This is a genomic window from Rahnella variigena, assembly GCF_003610915.1.
Lineage (GTDB): Bacteria > Pseudomonadota > Gammaproteobacteria > Enterobacterales > Enterobacteriaceae > Rahnella > Rahnella variigena.
This window is the reverse complement of the sequence record NZ_NSDJ01000002.1, coordinates 535807-554826: the sequence shown is the minus strand read 5'-3', so window position 1 is coordinate 554826 and position 19020 is coordinate 535807. Positions and strand designations below refer to the sequence as shown.

Annotated in this window: 19 protein-coding genes; 5 read left to right on the top strand and 14 right to left on the bottom strand. The window is 53.7% G+C overall.

Annotation, left to right across the window (positions count from 1 at the left end; genetic code table 11):
* Positions 1–181: 181 nt before the first annotated feature.
* Positions 182–1312 carry an HD-GYP domain-containing protein gene (locus CKQ54_RS24445; RefSeq protein ID WP_120163385.1) on the top strand — a complete coding sequence of 377 codons (1131 nt, stop codon included), beginning with the start codon at positions 182–184 and terminating at the stop codon, positions 1310–1312.
* On the opposite strand, the gene CKQ54_RS24440 is transcribed toward CKQ54_RS24445, so the two are convergent.
* The 6 genes from CKQ54_RS24440 to CKQ54_RS24415 all read right to left on the bottom strand — a co-directional run bounded on the left by CKQ54_RS24440 (position 1287) and on the right by CKQ54_RS24415 (position 8356).
* Complete coding sequence (locus tag CKQ54_RS24440; RefSeq protein ID WP_120163384.1) at positions 1287–2162, bottom strand: hypothetical protein; 876 nt, start codon at positions 2160–2162, stop codon at positions 1287–1289. The genes CKQ54_RS24445 and CKQ54_RS24440 overlap by 26 nt on opposite strands.
* Positions 2153–4585: a fimbria/pilus outer membrane usher protein gene (locus CKQ54_RS24435; protein WP_120163383.1), complete on the bottom strand. Its 2433-nt coding sequence runs from the start codon at positions 4583–4585 to the stop codon at positions 2153–2155. The genes CKQ54_RS24440 and CKQ54_RS24435 overlap by 10 nt, the downstream gene beginning before the upstream one ends.
* 103 nt (positions 4586–4688) lie before the next feature.
* Positions 4689–5261 carry a fimbrial protein gene (locus tag CKQ54_RS24430; protein ID WP_157961000.1) on the bottom strand — a complete coding sequence of 191 codons (573 nt, stop codon included), beginning with the start codon at positions 5259–5261 and terminating at the stop codon, positions 4689–4691.
* Between the two features lie 100 nt (positions 5262–5361).
* Positions 5362–6057, bottom strand: coding sequence for a fimbrial biogenesis chaperone (locus CKQ54_RS24425; RefSeq protein ID WP_120163382.1), 696 nt, complete (start codon positions 6055–6057; stop codon positions 5362–5364).
* Positions 6058–6310: 253 nt separating this feature from the next.
* Positions 6311–7342 (bottom strand): methionine synthase, encoded by a 1032-nt coding sequence (locus CKQ54_RS24420; RefSeq protein WP_113876461.1) that lies wholly within the window; start codon positions 7340–7342, stop codon positions 6311–6313.
* Between the two features lie 30 nt (positions 7343–7372).
* Positions 7373–8356: a DUF1852 domain-containing protein gene (locus tag CKQ54_RS24415; protein ID WP_120163381.1), complete on the bottom strand. Its 984-nt coding sequence runs from the start codon at positions 8354–8356 to the stop codon at positions 7373–7375.
* Positions 8357–8598: 242 nt separating this feature from the next.
* Between CKQ54_RS24415 and CKQ54_RS24410 the strand changes: the two genes are divergently transcribed.
* The 3 genes from CKQ54_RS24410 to CKQ54_RS24400 are packed head-to-tail and all read left to right on the top strand — an operon-like array spanning position 8599 to position 10038.
* Positions 8599–8946: an antibiotic biosynthesis monooxygenase family protein gene (locus CKQ54_RS24410; protein ID WP_120163380.1), complete on the top strand. Its 348-nt coding sequence runs from the start codon at positions 8599–8601 to the stop codon at positions 8944–8946.
* Entirely contained in the window at positions 8939–9331 is a 393-nt protein-coding gene (locus tag CKQ54_RS24405; protein WP_120163379.1) for an amino acid-binding protein, read from the top strand. Before CKQ54_RS24410 ends, CKQ54_RS24405 begins: the two co-directional genes overlap by 8 nt.
* Positions 9328–10038, top strand: coding sequence for an ArsR/SmtB family transcription factor (locus tag CKQ54_RS24400; protein WP_120163378.1), 711 nt, complete (start codon positions 9328–9330; stop codon positions 10036–10038). The genes CKQ54_RS24405 and CKQ54_RS24400 overlap by 4 nt, the downstream gene beginning before the upstream one ends.
* A 47-nt stretch (positions 10039–10085) precedes the next feature.
* Here the strand turns inward: CKQ54_RS24400 and CKQ54_RS24395 are convergent, their stop codons facing one another.
* The 8 genes from CKQ54_RS24395 to CKQ54_RS24360 form a co-directional block, all read right to left on the bottom strand.
* Positions 10086–11291, bottom strand: a complete 1206-nt coding sequence (locus tag CKQ54_RS24395; RefSeq protein WP_113876456.1) for an MFS transporter — start codon at positions 11289–11291, stop codon at positions 10086–10088.
* Positions 11292–11484: 193 nt separating this feature from the next.
* Positions 11485–12723 carry an L-fucose:H+ symporter permease gene (gene fucP / locus CKQ54_RS24390; RefSeq protein ID WP_120163377.1) on the bottom strand — a complete coding sequence of 413 codons (1239 nt, stop codon included), beginning with the start codon at positions 12721–12723 and terminating at the stop codon, positions 11485–11487.
* Positions 12724–13040: 317 nt separating this feature from the next.
* A complete protein-coding gene (locus CKQ54_RS24385; protein WP_113876454.1) occupies positions 13041–13409 on the bottom strand; it encodes an L-rhamnose mutarotase in 369 nt (122 codons plus the stop codon).
* Positions 13406–14182: an L-fucose dehydrogenase gene (locus CKQ54_RS24380; protein ID WP_120163376.1), complete on the bottom strand. Its 777-nt coding sequence runs from the start codon at positions 14180–14182 to the stop codon at positions 13406–13408. Before CKQ54_RS24380 ends, CKQ54_RS24385 begins: the two co-directional genes overlap by 4 nt.
* Positions 14182–15033: an amidohydrolase family protein gene (locus tag CKQ54_RS24375; protein WP_120163375.1), complete on the bottom strand. Its 852-nt coding sequence runs from the start codon at positions 15031–15033 to the stop codon at positions 14182–14184. Before CKQ54_RS24375 ends, CKQ54_RS24380 begins: the two co-directional genes overlap by 1 nt.
* Before the next feature lie 34 nt (positions 15034–15067).
* Positions 15068–16345, bottom strand: a complete 1278-nt coding sequence (locus CKQ54_RS24370) for an L-fuconate dehydratase (protein WP_120163374.1) — start codon at positions 16343–16345, stop codon at positions 15068–15070.
* Between the two features lie 27 nt (positions 16346–16372).
* Positions 16373–17215: an ureidoglycolate lyase gene (locus CKQ54_RS24365; protein WP_120163373.1), complete on the bottom strand. Its 843-nt coding sequence runs from the start codon at positions 17213–17215 to the stop codon at positions 16373–16375.
* Positions 17216–17253: 38 nt separating this feature from the next.
* The gene (locus CKQ54_RS24360) at positions 17254–17994 is read right to left on the bottom strand and encodes an SDR family oxidoreductase (protein ID WP_120163372.1); all 741 of its coding nucleotides are present in this window, start codon (positions 17992–17994) and stop codon (positions 17254–17256) included.
* Between the two features lie 222 nt (positions 17995–18216).
* On the opposite strand from CKQ54_RS24360, the gene CKQ54_RS24355 reads away from it, so the two are divergent.
* Positions 18217–18978, top strand: a complete 762-nt coding sequence (locus tag CKQ54_RS24355) for a FadR/GntR family transcriptional regulator (RefSeq protein WP_120163371.1) — start codon at positions 18217–18219, stop codon at positions 18976–18978.
* Positions 18979–19020 lie beyond the last annotated feature (42 nt).

The window sequence follows — 19020 nt, the reverse complement described above, 5'->3', positions numbered from 1 at the left end:
CGGATCTGAACCGGGGATATGTAAAACTCTCAGCCTTCTGATGCAGAAAGTAAATTATTATGTTGCCTGAAGGCTGTATGCAGGAATAAAAATCTAAATATACCCGCTTTATGTAATTAAATTGTCTGCCACGTCGAAATGCGTTTTCCTGCTCGCATCGTTAACTGAGCGGAGTGGTGACGTGGATATTACCTTTACAGACTTTCTTATTGGATTTTCCTCTGCGCTGGATTTGTTAAGTCCTGAAAACGGACACCGCGGCGTGCGGCGTGCCTATATCGTGATGAATATTGCCCGTCAGCGGCGGTTCAGTCCGCTGGTGCAAAAGCGCCTTTTTATTGCTGCACTTTTGCGAGATATCAGCCACGGCGCGCATACCCCGCAAGATTGTGTCAGGCGAATCGCAAACATTCCTTTGCTGGCTGGCAGCGCAGGCCTCATCGCCGCAAGAGGGCAACGGCATCCGGAAAGTCGCCTGCTTGATCTGGCCGATAATCTGGATTTACTGGCGCTTCATGAATACCCCCGCGGCCACTACCCGTCACACGCGATTGAAACATTGTGCGATTCCATCGGTTCCCGTTATCAGCTCGACGACATTCTCGCTTTACGTGAGCTGGGTCTGGAAAAAAAATTCTGGGCAGAGCTTGCCTCCGCCACGTTGATCAATACTGCCGCGTCCTTTTCACCGTTTGCGGGAACCGTGCTGACTGACGACGAACTCACCGCCTTGTCTTCCCTGCTGGCGGCGGTCATTGATCAGCATTGCCGTTCAGCCGCACAACATTCCGTAGTGGTAGCGGACATTGCTGGCCGGCTTGCGCAAATGTACGGGTTTTCCAAAAAAGGCGTGTTGCGCATCCGCGTCGCGGGTTTACTGCATGACCTGGGCAAACTGGTCGTTCCCGCCGCGTTGCTCACCAAAACATCGGCGCTGACAGATTTTGAACGCCGTCAGATCCACATTCACCCGCAGTTCACCTGGAAAATTCTTTCGCGCATTGCCGGTATGCATGACATTGCCCGCATGGCCAGTTTTCATCATGAACGACCGGACGGAAAGGGCTACCCCTTCCACCTGCGCGGTGTCCAGCTCGATCTCGGGCCACGCATTATTTCAGTCGCCGATTGCTATGCCGCACTGCGCGAAGCCCGCTCATACAAAACAGCCTGCTCACCGGAAAAATGCTTCAGCATCATGCAGCAAACCGCAGAACGCGGCGGGCTGGATGCTGAAGTGGTCGGTGCGTTGCATGCCGATGTTTTGGCTGCCGGAGAGACAATGCTCAGCGCATCTCCACTTCTGCTGTAATGCTGACATTGAATTCCCCCGCCTGCGCCTTTTCGCGGGCGTTGCGGGTCAGTTCGGCTACGTAACTTGTTTCATGAAACAGGGTATGCGGATCGCTGGCGGCGGCGCTGAAATCGACATACCTTCCCGCCTCATTTTTCACACTCAGGGCGATGCCCGGCAAACCGGTTTCAATGTGCTGTGCGTCATGGCGTGCGCCGCTGAAACTGAAATGGATGGCGATGTTGTCATAATCTGCTGCATTTTTGCAGACGACCGGCATATGGAAACTCACCGCCGACAGCAGGGTGCGATTACTGAGTATGGTATCCGGGAATCTGACCCGCAGATTGTCGCGGGTGACGCTGCACTGGCTGACATTAACGCGCAGCGCACTCAGCCCGACTGTCATCCGCGGGGTTCCCTGATAACTGAGCGTCAGCAGCGCCGGTAAGGTGTAATCACCCGCCGTGACGTCGCCTGTTTTGTACAGCCTGACGGCGAAATTACGCATCCGCTGGCTCAATATGTCTCCTGACAAAGACTTCCCATTCAGCAGGCACTCTCCGCCATCTTCCGTGCAAAAACTAAAACCAATGCCTGGAATTCCGCTCTGATAAATCCCCCGATTTTCATCCCATGAGGCCTGCGTGATAGCAATCTGAAGGTTTTCCCCGGAAAGATTTGTACCGCTGAATGTGCTGGCGGGCAGTGTTGCCAGCAGGCTGCCGTTGGTCTGCATTTGTTTCACCGCCAGGGTGCCGCCTTTGAATAACATCAGGCCGCCGGATCCGGCATAGACCGGCGAAATCCCCGACAGCGCAGCACAAAGAGAGAGCAGCAGCAGGGCAGTACGATGAGTTACAGGCATGATAATTTCCATAATGTTGATGCGTCAGAGGGCACGGAGGAAGCGGAGGGTTGCGCAATGTGGCACAGCACATGGCCATTACGGCTGACCGTCAGCGGCCAGCGGCGGTGAGTGAAATCGGCCAGCAGCACGCCGGCCGCGCCGCCGGTGCCCATGGGGGACTGACTGGCATCCTGAACGCTAACGCCAAAAGGCAGCGGATGACGGTGGCTGTCGGATATTCTGGCGAAGCGCCGGTCATGACGGCGTGCATTAAAGTCTGCTTCGACGATGGCGCCCTGCGTGGGTACGACTCTTTCCACAGCAGAGGGCACATCAATCTGTTTATTCAACGAACTGGGATCGAGCCCGACATCGTTCACCCGGTATGGCACCGCGTAAGGCACGACGGCATTACCCCAGCGATCGGTATACACATTCTGATTGTTCTCAATTTTCAAATCGCGGGTATGCGGCGTATGCACCAGCACCACGGTATCGCCCAGCGGCTGGCTGAGCGTGATGCCGTGATGATGAACCAGTACGCCGCCCTGAAAGCCGATCAGGGTTTGCTGATACCCTGTGCCCTGAGACAACCCGGCGCTCACCAGCCCGGCTGAACCACTGTAAGTACCGGATAAGTTTGAGGAATTGTCCGCTCCCTGGGTGGAAATACTGGCGTCGTAACTCAACTGATTATCGTCAAGAAACGAGCCGTTCAGGGACGCTGTTTGCTGGCTGCTGCCGTGTGAGCCGGTCAGGGAGTTAAAGCCAGCGCGATGGTTCTGCGATTCGCCGAGCGGGATCTGGACATTTAACGTCAGGCTGTTATCGATGCTGCCGCGAAGATCGCGCTGATGCGTGTAGTAAATCTGAAACTGAGATTGCCAGCGATTCATGGTGAGACCGATGCGTGAGCTGTGCTGCTTTTTACCGTTCCATGTACGGTCTTGCGTATAACGCAGCAGCAGGGTCAGCGACTTAACACTCTGGTCGAGCTGCACGTTGTATTGATCGTGATACGCCAGGCTGCCCGCGCTGTGCTGCGCAGTGCCGATTGCGTCGCTGACTTCCTGGTAATCTGCGCTGTACTTGTGTTTCCAGCTCAGGCTCAGTGTGCTTTGCGTCTGATTAAGCGTGCGCACGAACAGCGTTTCCAGTTGCTTTCCCTGTCGCGCTGCATCGTTCGTCGTGGTGGCACTTGTTTCGCTGCGCTTAAGCAATACCGACATCCCGCCGAGCAACGGCAGATTGGCACCTAATCCGCCGCCGCTGTTCTGATAGCGGAACGCGTCACGGCTGGCCATTTGCTGCCCGGCCAGCAAAGTGAAGGTGTTATTCAGGCCATAAAATGCGCTGGCCTGATAGAGCGAGGGCGTCAGCGAACCCGCGCCGCTGCTGCGATAGCGCCCGGCGGAGAGCTCGTAACTGAACACTCCCGGCGGCAGAAGGGCGGCGATAGCATTAAAAGCCTGCGTAAAATGCTGAACGCTGCCGTCGGTTTCATTCACGCTGATTTCCAGATCGCCGGAGCTGCTGGCGCTGTGCACATCACGGATAGCAAACGGGCCGGGCGTGACGCGACGCTGATCGATAACAAAGCCGTTCTGGCGGATCACTACCGTGGCATTAGTGCGGGCAGTGCCGCTGATCGCAGGCATGAAAAAACGCTGGTTATCGGGACGCATGTCTTCGCTGGAATACAGGGTTATACCGCGCAGGGAAACCGATGAAAAAATCTTGCCGTTGGTAAAAAAATCCCCGCCGCGAAAGGTGCTTTTCAGCGCGGCGATATCGCGGGTGAGATAACTGGAACTGCTCTGATAATGGCCGCTCTGACCACGCTGATAGCGGAAATAACCGTCGTTGCGCAGGCGCCAGTTGCCCAGATTGAGGCCATTATTAAAGGTTGAACTGACGCTGTGGGTATTCTGACTCTGACCGCCCGTGTCGCGTTGCAGATTGAGGTTGTAATTGATCCGGGCGGCATTGAGCCCGGCGTTCCACTCCTGCTGCGGGGCGATATCGCCGGAAGGTGGCGTCAACCTGGCCTGGGGCACCGTCAGGGAAAGTTTCTCACTGCCTGCGTCGTAAGTGACACTGGCGTTATCAACAAATGCGGCCAGCGGATGCAGCCCCGCAGGGGCATGGTCGGTGGCAATTCCGCGTGCTTTTAGCTGCACGGCGGTAAATACCGGCTGGACAGAACCCTGCGTTAAACGAAAAGGTTGCGTAATCTGTCCAAATTCTTCGCTATTGATCAGCAAGGCAACCGGATAATCACCGGCCAGCATCTGGCTGCCTTTGAGCAGTACTGACGTGTCAACGCCGCGTAAGTTGTCCATTTTCTCCATCAGTGACAGATCAAAGTCGTCACCGTAAGCCCGCGAACAATGGGCTGCGGATATCGGAAAAAGGATGAGACAACACGGGACGATTTTCATAACGATGGCGGGATCCGGGCCTTGCGGCCCGGTAGCGTCTGACGGTGAAGTAGTGAGGTGCGCCAGACGCTATTTCCGTTAATAGGTTTTATATCCTTGAAGACTATTTATAAGTGAACGCAAACGTCGCGCTGGAGGTGACATTTCCGGCCGTGACCGTGGCGTCCTGTTTCGCGTATTCCACGATAAAATTGATGTTGTCATCGCCCTGATTGAGGCGGTCAATGTAATCACTGGCCGGAACCACGCTGTTCACCTGCAATGGCGTGTTCTGATCCTGTTCACTGAACAACTCGAAACCGACACCGTGCGCACTTTCCGCATCATTGCTGCTGTTGGAAAGCACCTCAGGCGTCGCGCTGGCGCTGTTACCTTCGATGGTCAGTTGAATGTCGTTCTCGGTGGCTTTAGTGGCGCAACTGACATTAATCTGGAAGCGCTTTTGCTGATCGGCTGTTGCCTGACCGGTGGTGAGTGCCTCAACCTTTTGCAAATTGATTTCCGGTAACACCACAGAGTGAGACGTGTTGTCGTTAATAGTGCAGGTCGGGGCTTTGACCTGACCATTGAACTGGATTTCAACCGAGTTAGCGGCTGTATCATCCGCCATTGCCGTGTTGATAAAAGGTAATAACGAGAATGCCAGAGCACATGCCATTTTATTTCGGGTAAACATTTTTTCCTTGCCTTTGTTATTTACTGAGAACATAAATATCCACTTCCCGATGGGAAGTATTCACTCTGATAATAGTTATTACTTACGAGAGTAACGCCTGTTATAAAGAGACGTGTTGAATTTCTGACAGCCCGCCAAAGTCATTGATAATGTCGTAATAAACGGTATGAACTGTTTTCCCGGCAGGCACAGAAATAGTCAATGAGGAGAAAGGAGCTACCATATTTGCGGGCAATTCATTGGCCGGATTATTCATCGCACCATCCCAGACTTTATCGAAAGTAATATGGTAAGGCGTCGGGTTAGAGACAATCAGTTTTCCGGGTAACGTCTGCCAGGTCATTTTGGTAAAGCTTTCATGCAGTTCGGGATCAATGCTTTTCGGGCGGTATAAAATCTTGATGCGGCTTTTGAAAGCCACCACCAGTTGCGGACCATCAGCCTTCTGTCGCTGGGGAATTTCCTTGATATTCAGCCACATCAGTGTTTCACGATCCGCCGGAAGTTTCTCGCTGTCTATCTTCTCAATGCGCACCGAGCTGGTACTGTTGGCGTTAATCCTTGATAAGGGCGGATAGACCGTAAAATGTTGTTCCTCACGTCCGTGCTCATCTTCAATCCACGCCTGAGCCAGAAAATTGAGGGAAGTGGGATTATCGACTTTCACCGATTCCTGCGGATCGGCTTCCGGGTATATCACACGAGTTTCATCCAAAACCAAAGATGCCAGGCAATAAAAAGGCATCAAATAAATCAGGGCAGCGGCTGAAAGTCTGACGGCCATTTTAACGTTCATTATATTTCCGAAATTATAAAATTTACTTAAGGTGTTTTACACACTGTTGTGATGATTATAGGTTTGAATGTTCAACGAAATATAAACGGAGGGAGGTGATATTCAGCGGTGTTACAGAGATGAAAATGAACGGAATGCAATGTAAAGCGCAGGGGGGGGAATCAGGGATTGGGATGTAAATAATAATATCGGGGCGGGGCAACTGGCGATCGAACCGATCGCCAGCCTGGACTTTTTCTTCCATCCGGCGACGTTATTTCGCCAGCAATTCCTTACGCACGATTTCTGCACCGGCGCTTAACGCATCCAGCTTGCCACGCGCAACGCCGCGCGGTAACGGGATCATGCCGCAGTTAGTGCACGGATAAAGTTTGTCGGCATCGACAAATTGCAGCGCTTTACGCAGCGTCGCGGCAACTTCTTCCGGGGTTTCGATAGTATTGGTGGCCACGTCAATGGCACCAACCATCACTTTTTTACCGCGGATAAGCTCCATCAGCTCCATCGGAACATGCGAGTGATGGCATTCCAGCGAGATAATATCGATATTAGATTTTTGCAGTTTCGGGAAGATCTCTTCGTATTGTCTCCACTCAGTGCCCAGCGTTTTTTTCCAGTCGGTATTGGCTTTGATGCCGTAGCCGTAGCAGATATGGACAGCCGTTTCGCACTTCAGTCCTTCGATGGCTCGTTCCAGCGTGGCAATGCCCCAGTCGTTCACTTCGTCGAAGAACACGTTAAAGGCCGGTTCATCGAACTGGATGATATCGACGCCCGCCGCCTCTAACTCTTTAGCTTCTTCATTAAGAATTTTAGCGAATTCCCAGGCGAGTTTTTCACGGCTTTTATAGTGATTGTCATAGAGCGTGTCGATCATCGTCATCGGTCCCGGCAGGGCCCATTTGATCGGCTGCGTGGTCTGCTTGCGCAAAAACTTCGCATCTTCAACAAACACAGACTTCTTACGACTCACCGGGCCGACAACGGTCGGCACACTCGCTTCATAGCGGTTGCGGATCTTAACGATTTCACGCTTCTCGAAATCCACGCCCTCAAGATGCTCGATAAACGTGGTGACAAAATGCTGACGCGTTTGCTCGCCATCGCTGACGATATCAATACCGGCCTGTTGTTGATCTTCCAGACATAAACGCAGCGCATCGAGTTTGCCGTCAACTAATTCCTGACCTTCCAGTTTCCATGGCGACCAGAGTGTCTCTGGCTGCGCAATCCAGGAGGGCTTCGGTAAACTGCCCGCAGTCGATGTCGGTAATAATTTTTTCATCACAGGTGACCTTATATTTTTTTTGGTAAATCAGAGAACGGGTTCAGCAGACCATTGTTTAAGAACAGTTTGGTAAGGTTTAATAAATTGCTCTTCAGTAAACTTGCCCTGTTCAACAGCCAGCTGGCTACGTTCTTCCCGGTCATAAACAATCCGGGTTAATGAATAATCCTGGAAATTCAAACTCGGCTGATACTGTTTACCCGCCGGTGAATTCGCGTTGTAGATCTCAGGGCGATAAATCTTCTGGAAAGTCTCCATCGTGCTGATGGTGCTGATCAGCTCAAGATTGGTGTAATCACTTAGCAAATCGCCACTGAAGTAGAACGCCAGCGGCGCAACGCTGTTTTCAGGCATGAAGTAGCGGGCGCGCAGTCCCATTTTGGCGAAATATTCATCCGTCAGGGAAGGCTCATCCTGCTGATATTCGATGCCTAATACAGGATGTTGATTGCCGGTACGGTAATAGGTGTTTTTACTTGAAACGCTCAGGCAGATAACCGGTGTCTTATTAAAATACTGTTTGTAGGTATCTGAAGTAATGAAGCGCTTAAAGATATCACCGTGTAATACGCCAAAATTCTCCGGCAGGCTGAATCCGGCTTTGTCCTTATTATGCTCAGGCAGTACAACACTGAAATCATAATCACGGACATAAGAAGAAAAGTTATTTCCCAGAATGCCTTCAAAGCGTTCGTTTGTTTTTTTATCGACGATATTGGTTTTTAATATTTCAATCACCGGGAAGGCGTCGGATTTTCCTTCACTACTGATATTCAACTGAGCGGTGATGATGTCCAGTTCAACGGCGTAGCGGTCACTGGTTGGGTTGTCCCAGTGCGCCAGAGAATTAAAGCGATTATTAATCATCACTAAAGTGTTGCGCAGGTTTTCCTGACGTTTCTCGCCCCTCGCCAGATTGGCAAAGTTAGTCGTAATACGCGTATTTTCCGAGGGGTTATAGTCTTCGTCGAAACGAATGCTCTTAATAGTGAATGTAATTTCTTTTTTCATTTTTATCAGGTGTCCCGGCTGCTGAAAAACCTACATTATTTCAGTAGTCTTCATATTTTAAGGGTGAATCGCGATGACTCTTTTATGCCTGAGTCATTGAGTGAAAAAAAGTGATTTAAATTCACTGAACATGAGCAAAGTTCATGATCCTGCCTGCGCGTCACCGACATACTTCGGCGCTGACCGAAGCATCCCCTTATTGCCGGTATTAAGCTGAGTGAAATTCATGAGGGAGCAGAAAGATGATCGCAGTACTTTTTGAGGCAGACGCAGTACCCGAAGCGCGTGAGCGCTACCTTGAGCTGGCGGCAGAGCTGAAGCCGTTGTTGTCGGACACGCCGGGATTTATCTCTATTGAACGCTTCCAGAGCCTGAGCACGTCCGGGAAAATTCTTTCTTTGTCGTGGTGGGAAGATGAAGAGTCGGTCGCCGGATGGAAACAAAATCTGACGCATCTGGCCGCCCAGAAAGAGGGCAAACAGTCGATTTTTTCATACTACAGAATTCGCGTTGCCCGTGTCTTTCGTGACTATTCTTCCGACAAATCTTCCCATCAGCCGTCTGGTAAAGGAGCGCATCCGCATGTATGACATTCACGTTATTCTCGATAATACTTCAGGTTCGCTGGCTTCATTCGGACGCGTTCTCGGTCTCAACGGCGTGGGTCTGGAAGGCGGCGGAGTATTTACCACGCCGGAAGGTGCGCACGCGCATTTCCTGATAGAAGATGGCGAGAAAGCCCGTCAGGTGCTGACTGACGCAGGTTTTAACGTGAGAAACCTGTCACGTCCGCTGATCAGGAAATTACCCCAGAAACAGCCGGGTGAACTGGGCGAAATCGCCCAGACTCTCGCCCAGGCTGGCATTAACATTCTGGTACAGTATAGCGATCACGATAACCGGCTTATTCTGCTGACGGATGACGATATCCGGGCGGCAGAAGTCACCCAACAATGGGCAATACACTCTGCATGAATTTTCTTCATACCGAATACGACAGTGAGCCGGATGATTCTCTTGAAAAATCCATGTCACTGGTCGCTTCTGCGATATCTGACCCTTCCAGGGTCAGTATTTTGTGTGCGCTGATGGACGGGCGTGCATGGACTGCGACTGAGCTCAGCGCGGTGGCAGGCATCGCTGCCTCCACGACCAGCGGGCATCTTACCCGGCTGCTCAGCAACGGGCTGGTGATTTGCCTGATGCAGGGACGTTACCGGTATTACAGTCTGGCGGGACATCATATCGCCGGACTGCTGGAAAACCTGATGGGCGTTTCCATGCGCAGTCAACGCTCTTTTACGCCGAGCACGCCGGTCGTTTTTCGTTATGCACGCACCTGTTATGACCATCTGGCAGGAGAACTGGCGGTAAAAATCTATGATTTTATGCTGCGTGAGCGATGGCTTGAGCCTGACGGCAATGCGCTGACATCCGAGGGAAAAGCGCATTTTCAACGGATTGGCGCAGTGCTTGATCCGCGTCCGCGTCGTAAGGCTTGCTGTCCTTGTCTGGACTGGAGTGAAAGACGTTTTCATCTGGGCGGGGATGCAGGGCAGGCATTGATGACGCTGTTACTGCAAAAAGAGTGGATCACCCGCACGCCGGGCTACCGCGAAGTGACCGTGACAGGCGGCGGCAGAGTGGCTCTGAGCCGCCTGTTTGGTGTGAATCTGACCTGATCCCGCCGGTTATGATTCCGTTTTATTTGCCCGGCACGACGGAAGATTCAGCGGGTCTCCATACAAGATGGTGGTGAAAGTAACGGGGCGTACCGCCACCAAATCAGCAGCGCCGTCAGTGCGATCACGCTCAAAACGCTAAACGCCGTAGCAAAAGAGTAATGACCCGCAATCATACCGGTCAGGGCCGGGCTCATGGCCGCACCGACGCCTTGCATCAGCATCACCACGCTTTGTCCCGCATTCACGTGACCATTTCCGCGCAGCAGCACCACGATAAAGCTGGGCACTACCACTCCCAGTACGCCAGCGGCGACGCCATCAAGTATTTGCACCGGCACCATCATTAAGGGCGCGGCAGAACTCGCCGCCAGCGCAGCCCTGACGGGCATGACCAACAAAGCCAACATAATAAGCCGCCAGTAGCCGACTCTGTCGATGCGCCCTGCGGTCCAGATTGCCACCGGGATCATCACCAGCTGAGAAATAATCACAGTTGCGGCGGCATAAAGTCCGGGATTGACAGCGCCGGGTGCCGCAGCCACTCTCATGCTGAGCATTGGCAACAGTGCCGCATTCGCCAGATGAAACAGCAGCAATGTCAGACCCGTTATCAGAAGCGGTTTATTTTTAGCCAGCACCGAGAAGTCGGGAACTTGCGCAGATGCGCCGGACTCCAGACCACGCGCCGCATTATCATCTATATCGCTGCTGCGAATGCCCGTCAGCGCGATGAGCGTTAACAGCATGGTGCAGGTCATCAGGATGAAAATACCACCGATGCCCCAGTACCAGGCGATCCCTCCGGCAATCAGCGCGGTGATAAAATTCCCGCCATGGTTAAACGCCTCATTTTTGCCCATCTGCGCGCTAAAGCCTTTTTGCCCGGTCAGACCCAGCGTGATGCCGGTTATCAGCGGACCGACAAAAGCAGCACATATTCCGCTCACGATCTGCGAAAACGCCACCACGGCATTTGCCTGACTGAGCCACAGCAGGAGTGTCGTGCTGGTGATCAGCACGCACAGCAGTGCCAGAATCAGACGCTTGTTTTTCGATGCGTCAGTAATGAACCCCGCAGGCAGCGTCGCCAGCAAACCTGCCACACCGCCGGCAGTCATCAGCAATCCGATATCATCGGGCTGCCAGTGACGTTGCGTCAGAAATATTCCCAAAAAAGGCCCCAGCCCGTCACGGACATCCGCAATAAAAAAACTGGTTAAACACAGTGCCTGCAATGAACGAATCGACATATTTTACCCTTCAGCGTTATTAACCAGTTTCATACGCGATGAAGTATAAGCAGGATTTTCCACTCCGGGATGACAGAAATGTTAAAGCTCAGTGCGTGGATTTCAGCGTTGCAGTCCCTCCTTAACGCCGAAAGGCATTGAGGAGGGAATTTGGTGAGGTATGGCAGTCAGAGTGTTTGTATTACCACTCTCCTCAGACTGTCACTTTCGCTCGTTGTTTCACGGCATAAATCAGTACCACGGCGAAGCACACCATCGGCAGGGCGTAGGAAACGGCGGTGTTGTAATGGTCAGCAATCGCGCCCATCAGATACGGCATCACTGCGCCGCCGACAATCGCCATGATCATCACCGAACTGGCGCGTTTAGTTTGTTTGCCCATGTTTTTGACACCCATGGCGAAAATGGTCGGGAACATGATCGACATAAAGAAGAAAATCGCCACCAGCGCAATCACCGAGACGTTATCAATCCCCGCCACCACCACGCCGCACAGCACAATATTGATGATGGCGTAGATCACCAGCAATGTGGCAGGGCGGACGAAGCCCATCAGCCAGGTGCTGAAGAAACGCCCGACCATGAAGCTGATCATGCCGACCGAAAGCAGGTACGACGCATTCTGGTTCGACAGCGTGTGCCAGTGTTCGGTGGTGTAGTTAATGAAGAACGCACCGACGCCAACCTGTGCCGCGACATAGAAAAACTGTGCGATTACGCCGCCGGTAAAATGACCGTGCTGCCACAATCCTTTCGCGATGCCGTGATCTTCCGACGTACTTTGCTCGCGGATGTCCGGCAATTTGGTGCGCCCGAACAGGAAAGCGATCAGCAGCACTAACACCGCGATAGCGACGTAAGTAGTTTTGACCGAGGACAGGCCATCCGCCGTGGTGCCTTGAGTGGCGGAGAAGAACAGCGAGCCGCCGATAATCGGGCCGATAAACTGACCTAACCCGTTAAACGACTGAGAAAGATTCAGGCGTCGTTCTGCTCCGGCAGGGTCGCCCAGTACGGTAGCAAACGGGTTAGCGGCGGTTTCCAGACAACCCAGACCCAGGGCAATCACGAACAGCGCAAACAGGAACATGCCAAAACTGCCTGCAGAGGCGGCGGGGACAAACAACAGCGCGCCCAGCGCATACAGACATAATCCGACCAGGATCCCAGCTTTATAGCCGAACCTGTCCATGAAGAAACCGGCGGGCAGGGCGATGATGAAATACGCCCCGAAATACGCGGCCTGTAACAGGCCGGATTGGGCTTTATTGACGTGCAATACTTCCTGGAAATGCTTATTCAGGACATCCAGCAGCCCGTAGGATAAACCCCACAGGAAAAACAGTGTGGTGACCAGAATGAACGCCAGTCTGAAACCGGACGTCGTTTTGCGCTGCGTATAAGCAGGCGCGGCAGTTTTATCGGCGAGCATAGTGTATTCCTCAGTATCTGGTAACGCATGTAGGGGTTCAGCTCAGGTGGCTGATTTTTTTATGTCAGATATCGTGAAAAACGTGATTAGCTCCCTCATAGCAGGGAGTTTTACTTTTGCTCATTCCCATTCTCAGGGGTGAGGCAGGTTTCGCTTTGCTCCCCCCCACATTCACAGGGTTGAGCGGATTTCGCTTTGCTCCTCCCCCTGCGAAGGGGGAGGCTGGGAGGGGGTTTAGCAGGCAACGCCAGATCCGGAGTTGCCATTAATACCCCACCCCAACCCTCCCATTCGCAGGGGAGGGTGCCGACCGGGTTTTACTCAACGCCTTCCGTATGCGAGGGAGCCTGACCGGCCAGAGAAAAAATCTTCTCCATTTCCACCCACTTTGCACCGGCGGGCGTCCACGGCGTAGGGCGCTGATATTTCCACATCAGGGCTTCCCATTCGCAGACTTTGGGATCCTCCAGACTGCGGCGTTCGAACAGCCCGCTGTCAAAATCTTCCGTGGTTTCCATCACCATCATCAGCCGGTTGCCCAGCCGGTAAATTTCCATGTCTGCGATGCCGTAACGGCGCAGATGTGCGGTAATTTCCGGCCAGATTTCGCGGTGATAACGCTGATATTCTTCGATAAGTGCCGGATCATCCGCCAGATCCAGCGCCTGACAATAGCGGCGCGTCATGTCAGCGCCCGGTCGAGATGCATATAGCCGCCGTCCACGGTCAGCCACTGGCCGGTGGTGTGCGAGGCGCGGGAAGAAAGCAAAAACACCACGGTATTGGCGATTTCCTGCGGTGTGGTCATGCGCTGTCCCAGCGGAATATGCGAGGTAATTTGTTGCAGCTTTTCTTCAGGATGATCGAAGCTTTTGATCCAGCTTTCGTACAGCGGCGTCATCACTTCTGCCGGGATCACCGCATTCACGCGGATACCGTCGCCGAGCAGCGCCGCCGCCCATTCGCGTGTCAGCGCCAGAATACCGCCTTTTGCTGAGGCATAACCGCTGGTATTGCCCTGCCCGGTTAATGCGGTTTTCGAACTGATATTGACGATGGCTCCCCGGCTGGCGCGCAGGGCGTCAAGGCTCAGATGCGCCATCAGGTAATAGTGGATGAGATTCTGTTCGAGTGATTTCACAAAGGCTTCGCGACCGGCATCCAGTCCCACGCTGTCGTTGGCACCGGCGTTATTCACCAGCCCGTCGATGCTGTCGTAACGGCTGAGAACGTCGTCCACGGCGGCTTTGCAGCTGGCCTCGTCACGCAGTTCAGTCAGCACAAAAATGGCCTGTGGCGAAAGCTGTTGCAGTTTATGCATCAGGTCATTGGCCGGTTCGGTATTGCTGATGATCACCGGGATCGCGCCTTCTTCCGCCAGCGTCAGCGAAATCGCCGCGCCGATACCAGATCCGCCGCCGGTGACCATCACCACTTTATTTTGCAGATGCAGATTCATCAGTCATTTCCTGTAATCGGTAAAGGCTGTAATTGGTAAATCGCGCAGGCGTTGCCGCCATAAATGGCTGCCTGCTCGTCACTGCTTAATGTCGCGGTGGCTTGTTCGCATAAATCCCACGGATTTTCATCCGCATCAGCCAGCAGGCACACCGGCCAGTCGGAGCCAAACATCAGCCGCTCAGCGCCAAAAATCTCCAGCGCGGCCTCAAAATATGGCAACAGGTCGCGGGCTGACATGCCTGCCGGACGCGGCTCGGTCAGCAGCCCGGAGAGTTTGCAGCTGACGTGTTTTAACCCCGCCAGCGGTGCAACCTGCTGCTTCCAGTGCGCGGCACCCAGGCTCAGATCGGGCTTGCCGAAATGGTCGAGCACCAGAAAATAGTCGTCATGACGTTCGGCAAATTTCACGGCGTCTGTCAGATGGCGGTGCGTCACCAGAATTTCGTAGACAGTTTTCTGCTGCTGCAACTCACGGAGTCCGGCATTGATCGCCGGATTTTCCAGCCACTGCGCAGGCGAAGACTCGTCCTGAACCTGATGGCGGACAGCGCGTAACAGCGGATGCGAAATTGCCTCCAGTTCCTGTTTCAGTGCGGGTGATGACAAATCCACCCAGCCTGTTACGGCGCGCACGAAGTCGGTTTTCTCTGAAAGCTCCAGCAGCCAGCGCGTTTCCTGCACTGAGGAACAGGCCTGAACCAGAATCGAGCCCTGAACATCGTGACGTTGTAACGTATCTCGTAACGTTTCCGGTAATAAGTCCTGCTTCAGCACTGCCATGTCATCGCTTATCCAGCGATAATCTTGCGGCGTGTAGCGCCAGAAATGCTGGTGGCTGTCGATGCGCATCGGCGTTCTCCTCGAGCTTTCTTTAGCATGGGTTTCAGGCGTGATGGCGATATTTTTCAATCGACGCCTGATGCATTTCGATGGAGAATCCCGGCGCTTCCGGCGGCATATACGCCGCGCCACGGATGTCGCACGGATGCACAAAATGCTCGTGAAGATGGTCAACGTATTCGATAACGCGACCTTCGTGCGTTCCCGCGATACACAGATAATCAATCATCGAAAGATGCTGAACGTACTCACATAACCCGACGCCGCCTGCGTGCGGACACACCGGCAGATTGTATTTGGCGGCCATCAGCATCACGGCCAGCACTTCGTTGACGCCGCCCATGCGGCAGGCATCAATCTGCACCACGTCAATGGCTTCGCGCATGATGAACTGTTTAAACATGATGCGGTTCTGGCACATTTCGCCGGTGGCGACTTTGACCGGCGCTACAGCCTGACGGATTTTGCGGTGGCCTTCGATATCGTCCGGGCTGGTGGGTTCTTCGATAAACCACGGACTGGCGAAGGCGAGGGCGTTCACCCACGGGATGGCGTCGTTGGTTTCCCAGACCTGATTGGCGTCAATCATCAGTTTGCGATCCGGGCCGATAACTTCACGCGCAATGCGCACACGGCGGATGTCATCTTCCAGGTCGCGCCCGACTTTCAGTTTCAGATAATCGAAACCGGCATCGACGGCTTCCTGACACAAGCGGCGCAGTTTATCGTCGGGATAACCCAGCCAGCCCGCAGATGTCGTGTAACACGGATAACCTTCTGCCAGCAGTTTCTCTGTGCGCTGCGCCTTGTTGTCAGCGCGGCGCTGTAATAATGTCAGCGCTTCCAGCGGCGTGATGCAGTCGGTGATGTAGCGGAAATCGATGCAACGCACCAGCTCTTCCGGCGACATATCCGCCACCAGTTTCCACAAGGGTTTACCGGCGGCTTTGCTCCATAAATCCCACACGGCATTGACTACTGCACCGGTCGCCAGGTGGATTGCGCCTTTGTCAGGTCCAATCCAGCGCAGCTGGCTATCACTGGTAAAATCGCGCCAGAACTGACCCATATCGGCGGTGATGGCCGCCAGATCCCGTCCGACGATCAGATGTTCCAGCGCTTTAATGGCCGCACAACAGATTTCATTGCCGCGGCCAATAGTGAACGTCAGGCCGTGGCCTTTGAGCGCAGGATTGTCAGTTTCGAGGATCACGTACGCGGCGGAATAATCCGGATCCGGGTTCATTGCATCCGATCCGTCCAGCGCCAGCGAGGTCGGGAAACGCACATCTTCAACACGTAAAGCGGTAATGGTTGTCATCGCAAAAAATCCTTCAGCTGCAAGAGGTTATACCTGCACCGTCTTCTGACGTTGCTCACCCAAACCTTCAATCCCAAGACGCATCACCTGACCGGCTTTCAGATATACCGGCGGTTTCTGCCCCAGCCCGACGCCCGGCGGGGTTCCGGTGGAAATAATGTCGCCCGCTTGCAGGCTCATAAAACGGCTGAGATAACTGATAATTTCGGGGATCTGGAAAATCATGGTGCGCGTGTTGCCGTTCTGCCAGCGTTTGCCGTCCACTTCCAGCCACAGATTCAGCTGGTGCGGATCAGGGATTTCGTCGGCCGTAACCAGCCACGGGCCGGTCGGACCAAAGGTGTCGCAGCCTTTGCCTTTGTCCCAGGTGCCGCCGCGTTCAATCTGGAATTCGCGCTCGGACACATCGTTGATCACGCAGTAACCGGCCACGTGCGACAGCGCATCTGCTTCGCTGATATAGCGCCCGCCGGTGCCGATCACCACACCAAGCTCGACTTCCCAGTCGGTTTTAACCGAGTCACGCGGAATTTCCACATCGTCGTTTGGCCCGACAATCGCGCTGGTCCATTTACTGAAAACGACCGGTTCTTTCGGGATCTCCGCGCCGGTTTCAGCGGCATGATCGGCGTAATTCAGGCCGATGCAGATAAATTTCCCCACCTTGCCAACACAGGCGCCGAGACGCGGTTCGCCGCTGACCAGCGGCAGACTTTGCGGATCAAGCTGGCGCAGTTTATCCAGCGTTTCCGGCTGTAAAAATTCGCCACTGATGTCAGCGACATGGGCGCTGAGGTCGCGCAATTTGCCGTTGCTGTCGAGCAGGCCTGGGCGTTCAGAACCTGCATTGCCGTAACGTAATAATTTCATGAGTCAGTGTCCTTCTGTGAAAGTCAGATCTGTGAAAATCAGTTGCTCCAGCCGCCGTCAATAATCTGAACCGTGCCGGTGGTATATGAACTGGCATCTGAGGCCAGATACAGCGCAAGCTGGGCGATTTCTTCTGTTTTACCGATGCGCCCGATTGGCTGACGCGAAACAAACGCCGCATACACTTCTTCTTCGCTGCGGCCTTCAGCCTGTGCCTGAGCAGCAATGCGCTGGCGCAGGGAAGGTGATTCCACCGTGCCCGGGCAAATAGCGTTACAGCGGATCCCGCGGGTGACGTAATCCGCCGCAACTGAGCGCGTCAGGCCAATCACCGCCGCTTTCGAGGCACTGTAAGCAAAGCGGTTCGGCACGCCTTTGATGCTGGAAGCGACCGACGACATGTTGATCACCGAGCCGCTGTTGCGTTCGAGCATGGCGGGCAGAAACGCGCGGATCATGTGGAACATCGCCGTCACGTTGAGATCTAACGCAAACTGCCATTCGCGTTCTGTGCAGGTCAGAATGTCGCCGCTGTGTACCACACCCGCGCAGTTGAACAACACGTCGAGCGCACCGGTTTCTTCCGCCAGTGCGGCAATCGCCTGCGGGTCGGTTACGTCGAGCAGACGCGGAGTGATGCCCGGAATATCACGCAGGGCGCTGATGTTGATATCTGTGGCAATCACCTCTGCGCCTTCACGGGCAAACAGCGTCGCGGTGTTAAATCCGATGCCTTGTCCGGCGGCGGTGATCAGAACTTTTTTCCCTGCCAGGCTCATAGCTGTTCCCCGTAAAAGTGTCTTTAAAGGCCTAATGGTCAGGCCATTGGAGGTGAAAAAAACGCGTGATAAGCACTGCTTTTTGCTAAGATGTTCGGCAAGCTTGTACTTAAAACGCCATTTCGTTTAACCAACTTTTTACATGCATAAAACAATTCAGCAAGATTTTTGTCCGGGAAATGCTAGCTGAATCACTTAATGAGAATTGACCTCAGGTGTCCGATGCCGATAAAAAAATTAGAAAATCCCAGAATTTACAGGCAGATAGCTGACCAGCTAAAAACGTTAATCGATAACAAAGAATTTCCGCCCGGCAGCCGTCTTCCTGCCGAACGTGAGCTGGCCAGTCAGTTGCAGGTCAGCCGTGCGTCTGTCCGTGAGGCGTTAATCGCGCTGGAAGTTATCGGACTGGTGGACGTGCGTGTGGGAAACGGTGTCATTGTGCGCCATCCTCCGGCGGTACCGGTCGCGCCTTCGCAGGAGCCGGTGATGTCGCAGGCAGGGCGTAATCAGTGGGCGGACGTGGATGATGAGCTGAATATCGAGCTGGATTTCACTGCCGAATTGCCGCCATTTTCCCTGCTGCAAACCCGGCGTCTGATAGAACCGGAAACTGCGGCACTCGCGGCAAGAAACGCAACCGACGAAGAACTTGCGGCGATCAGGCTGGCTTATGAACAGAACTGTCGCGATAATCGCAATGGTTCGGCCACTCATCCCGGTGACCGTTTGTTTCATATCCGCATCGCGCAGGCCAGTGGTAATCCGGCTTACGCTTTTATCATCGCGCACCTGCTCGGCCACCGTTATGGCACCATGTTCCGCAGCCTGCAATTACATTACACGCCGCAGGATATGCCGCACCGTTCAGAGATTGAACACCTCGAAATCCTGACTGCACTGGAAGCACGTGACAGTCGTGCAGCAAAGAAAGCGATGAAAGATCATCTGGATGCGGTCATAAAGATTTTTGGCCAGGGGTGAAATAGGCGAGGCATCTGACTCCTTACTGGATTTCAGTGCCTG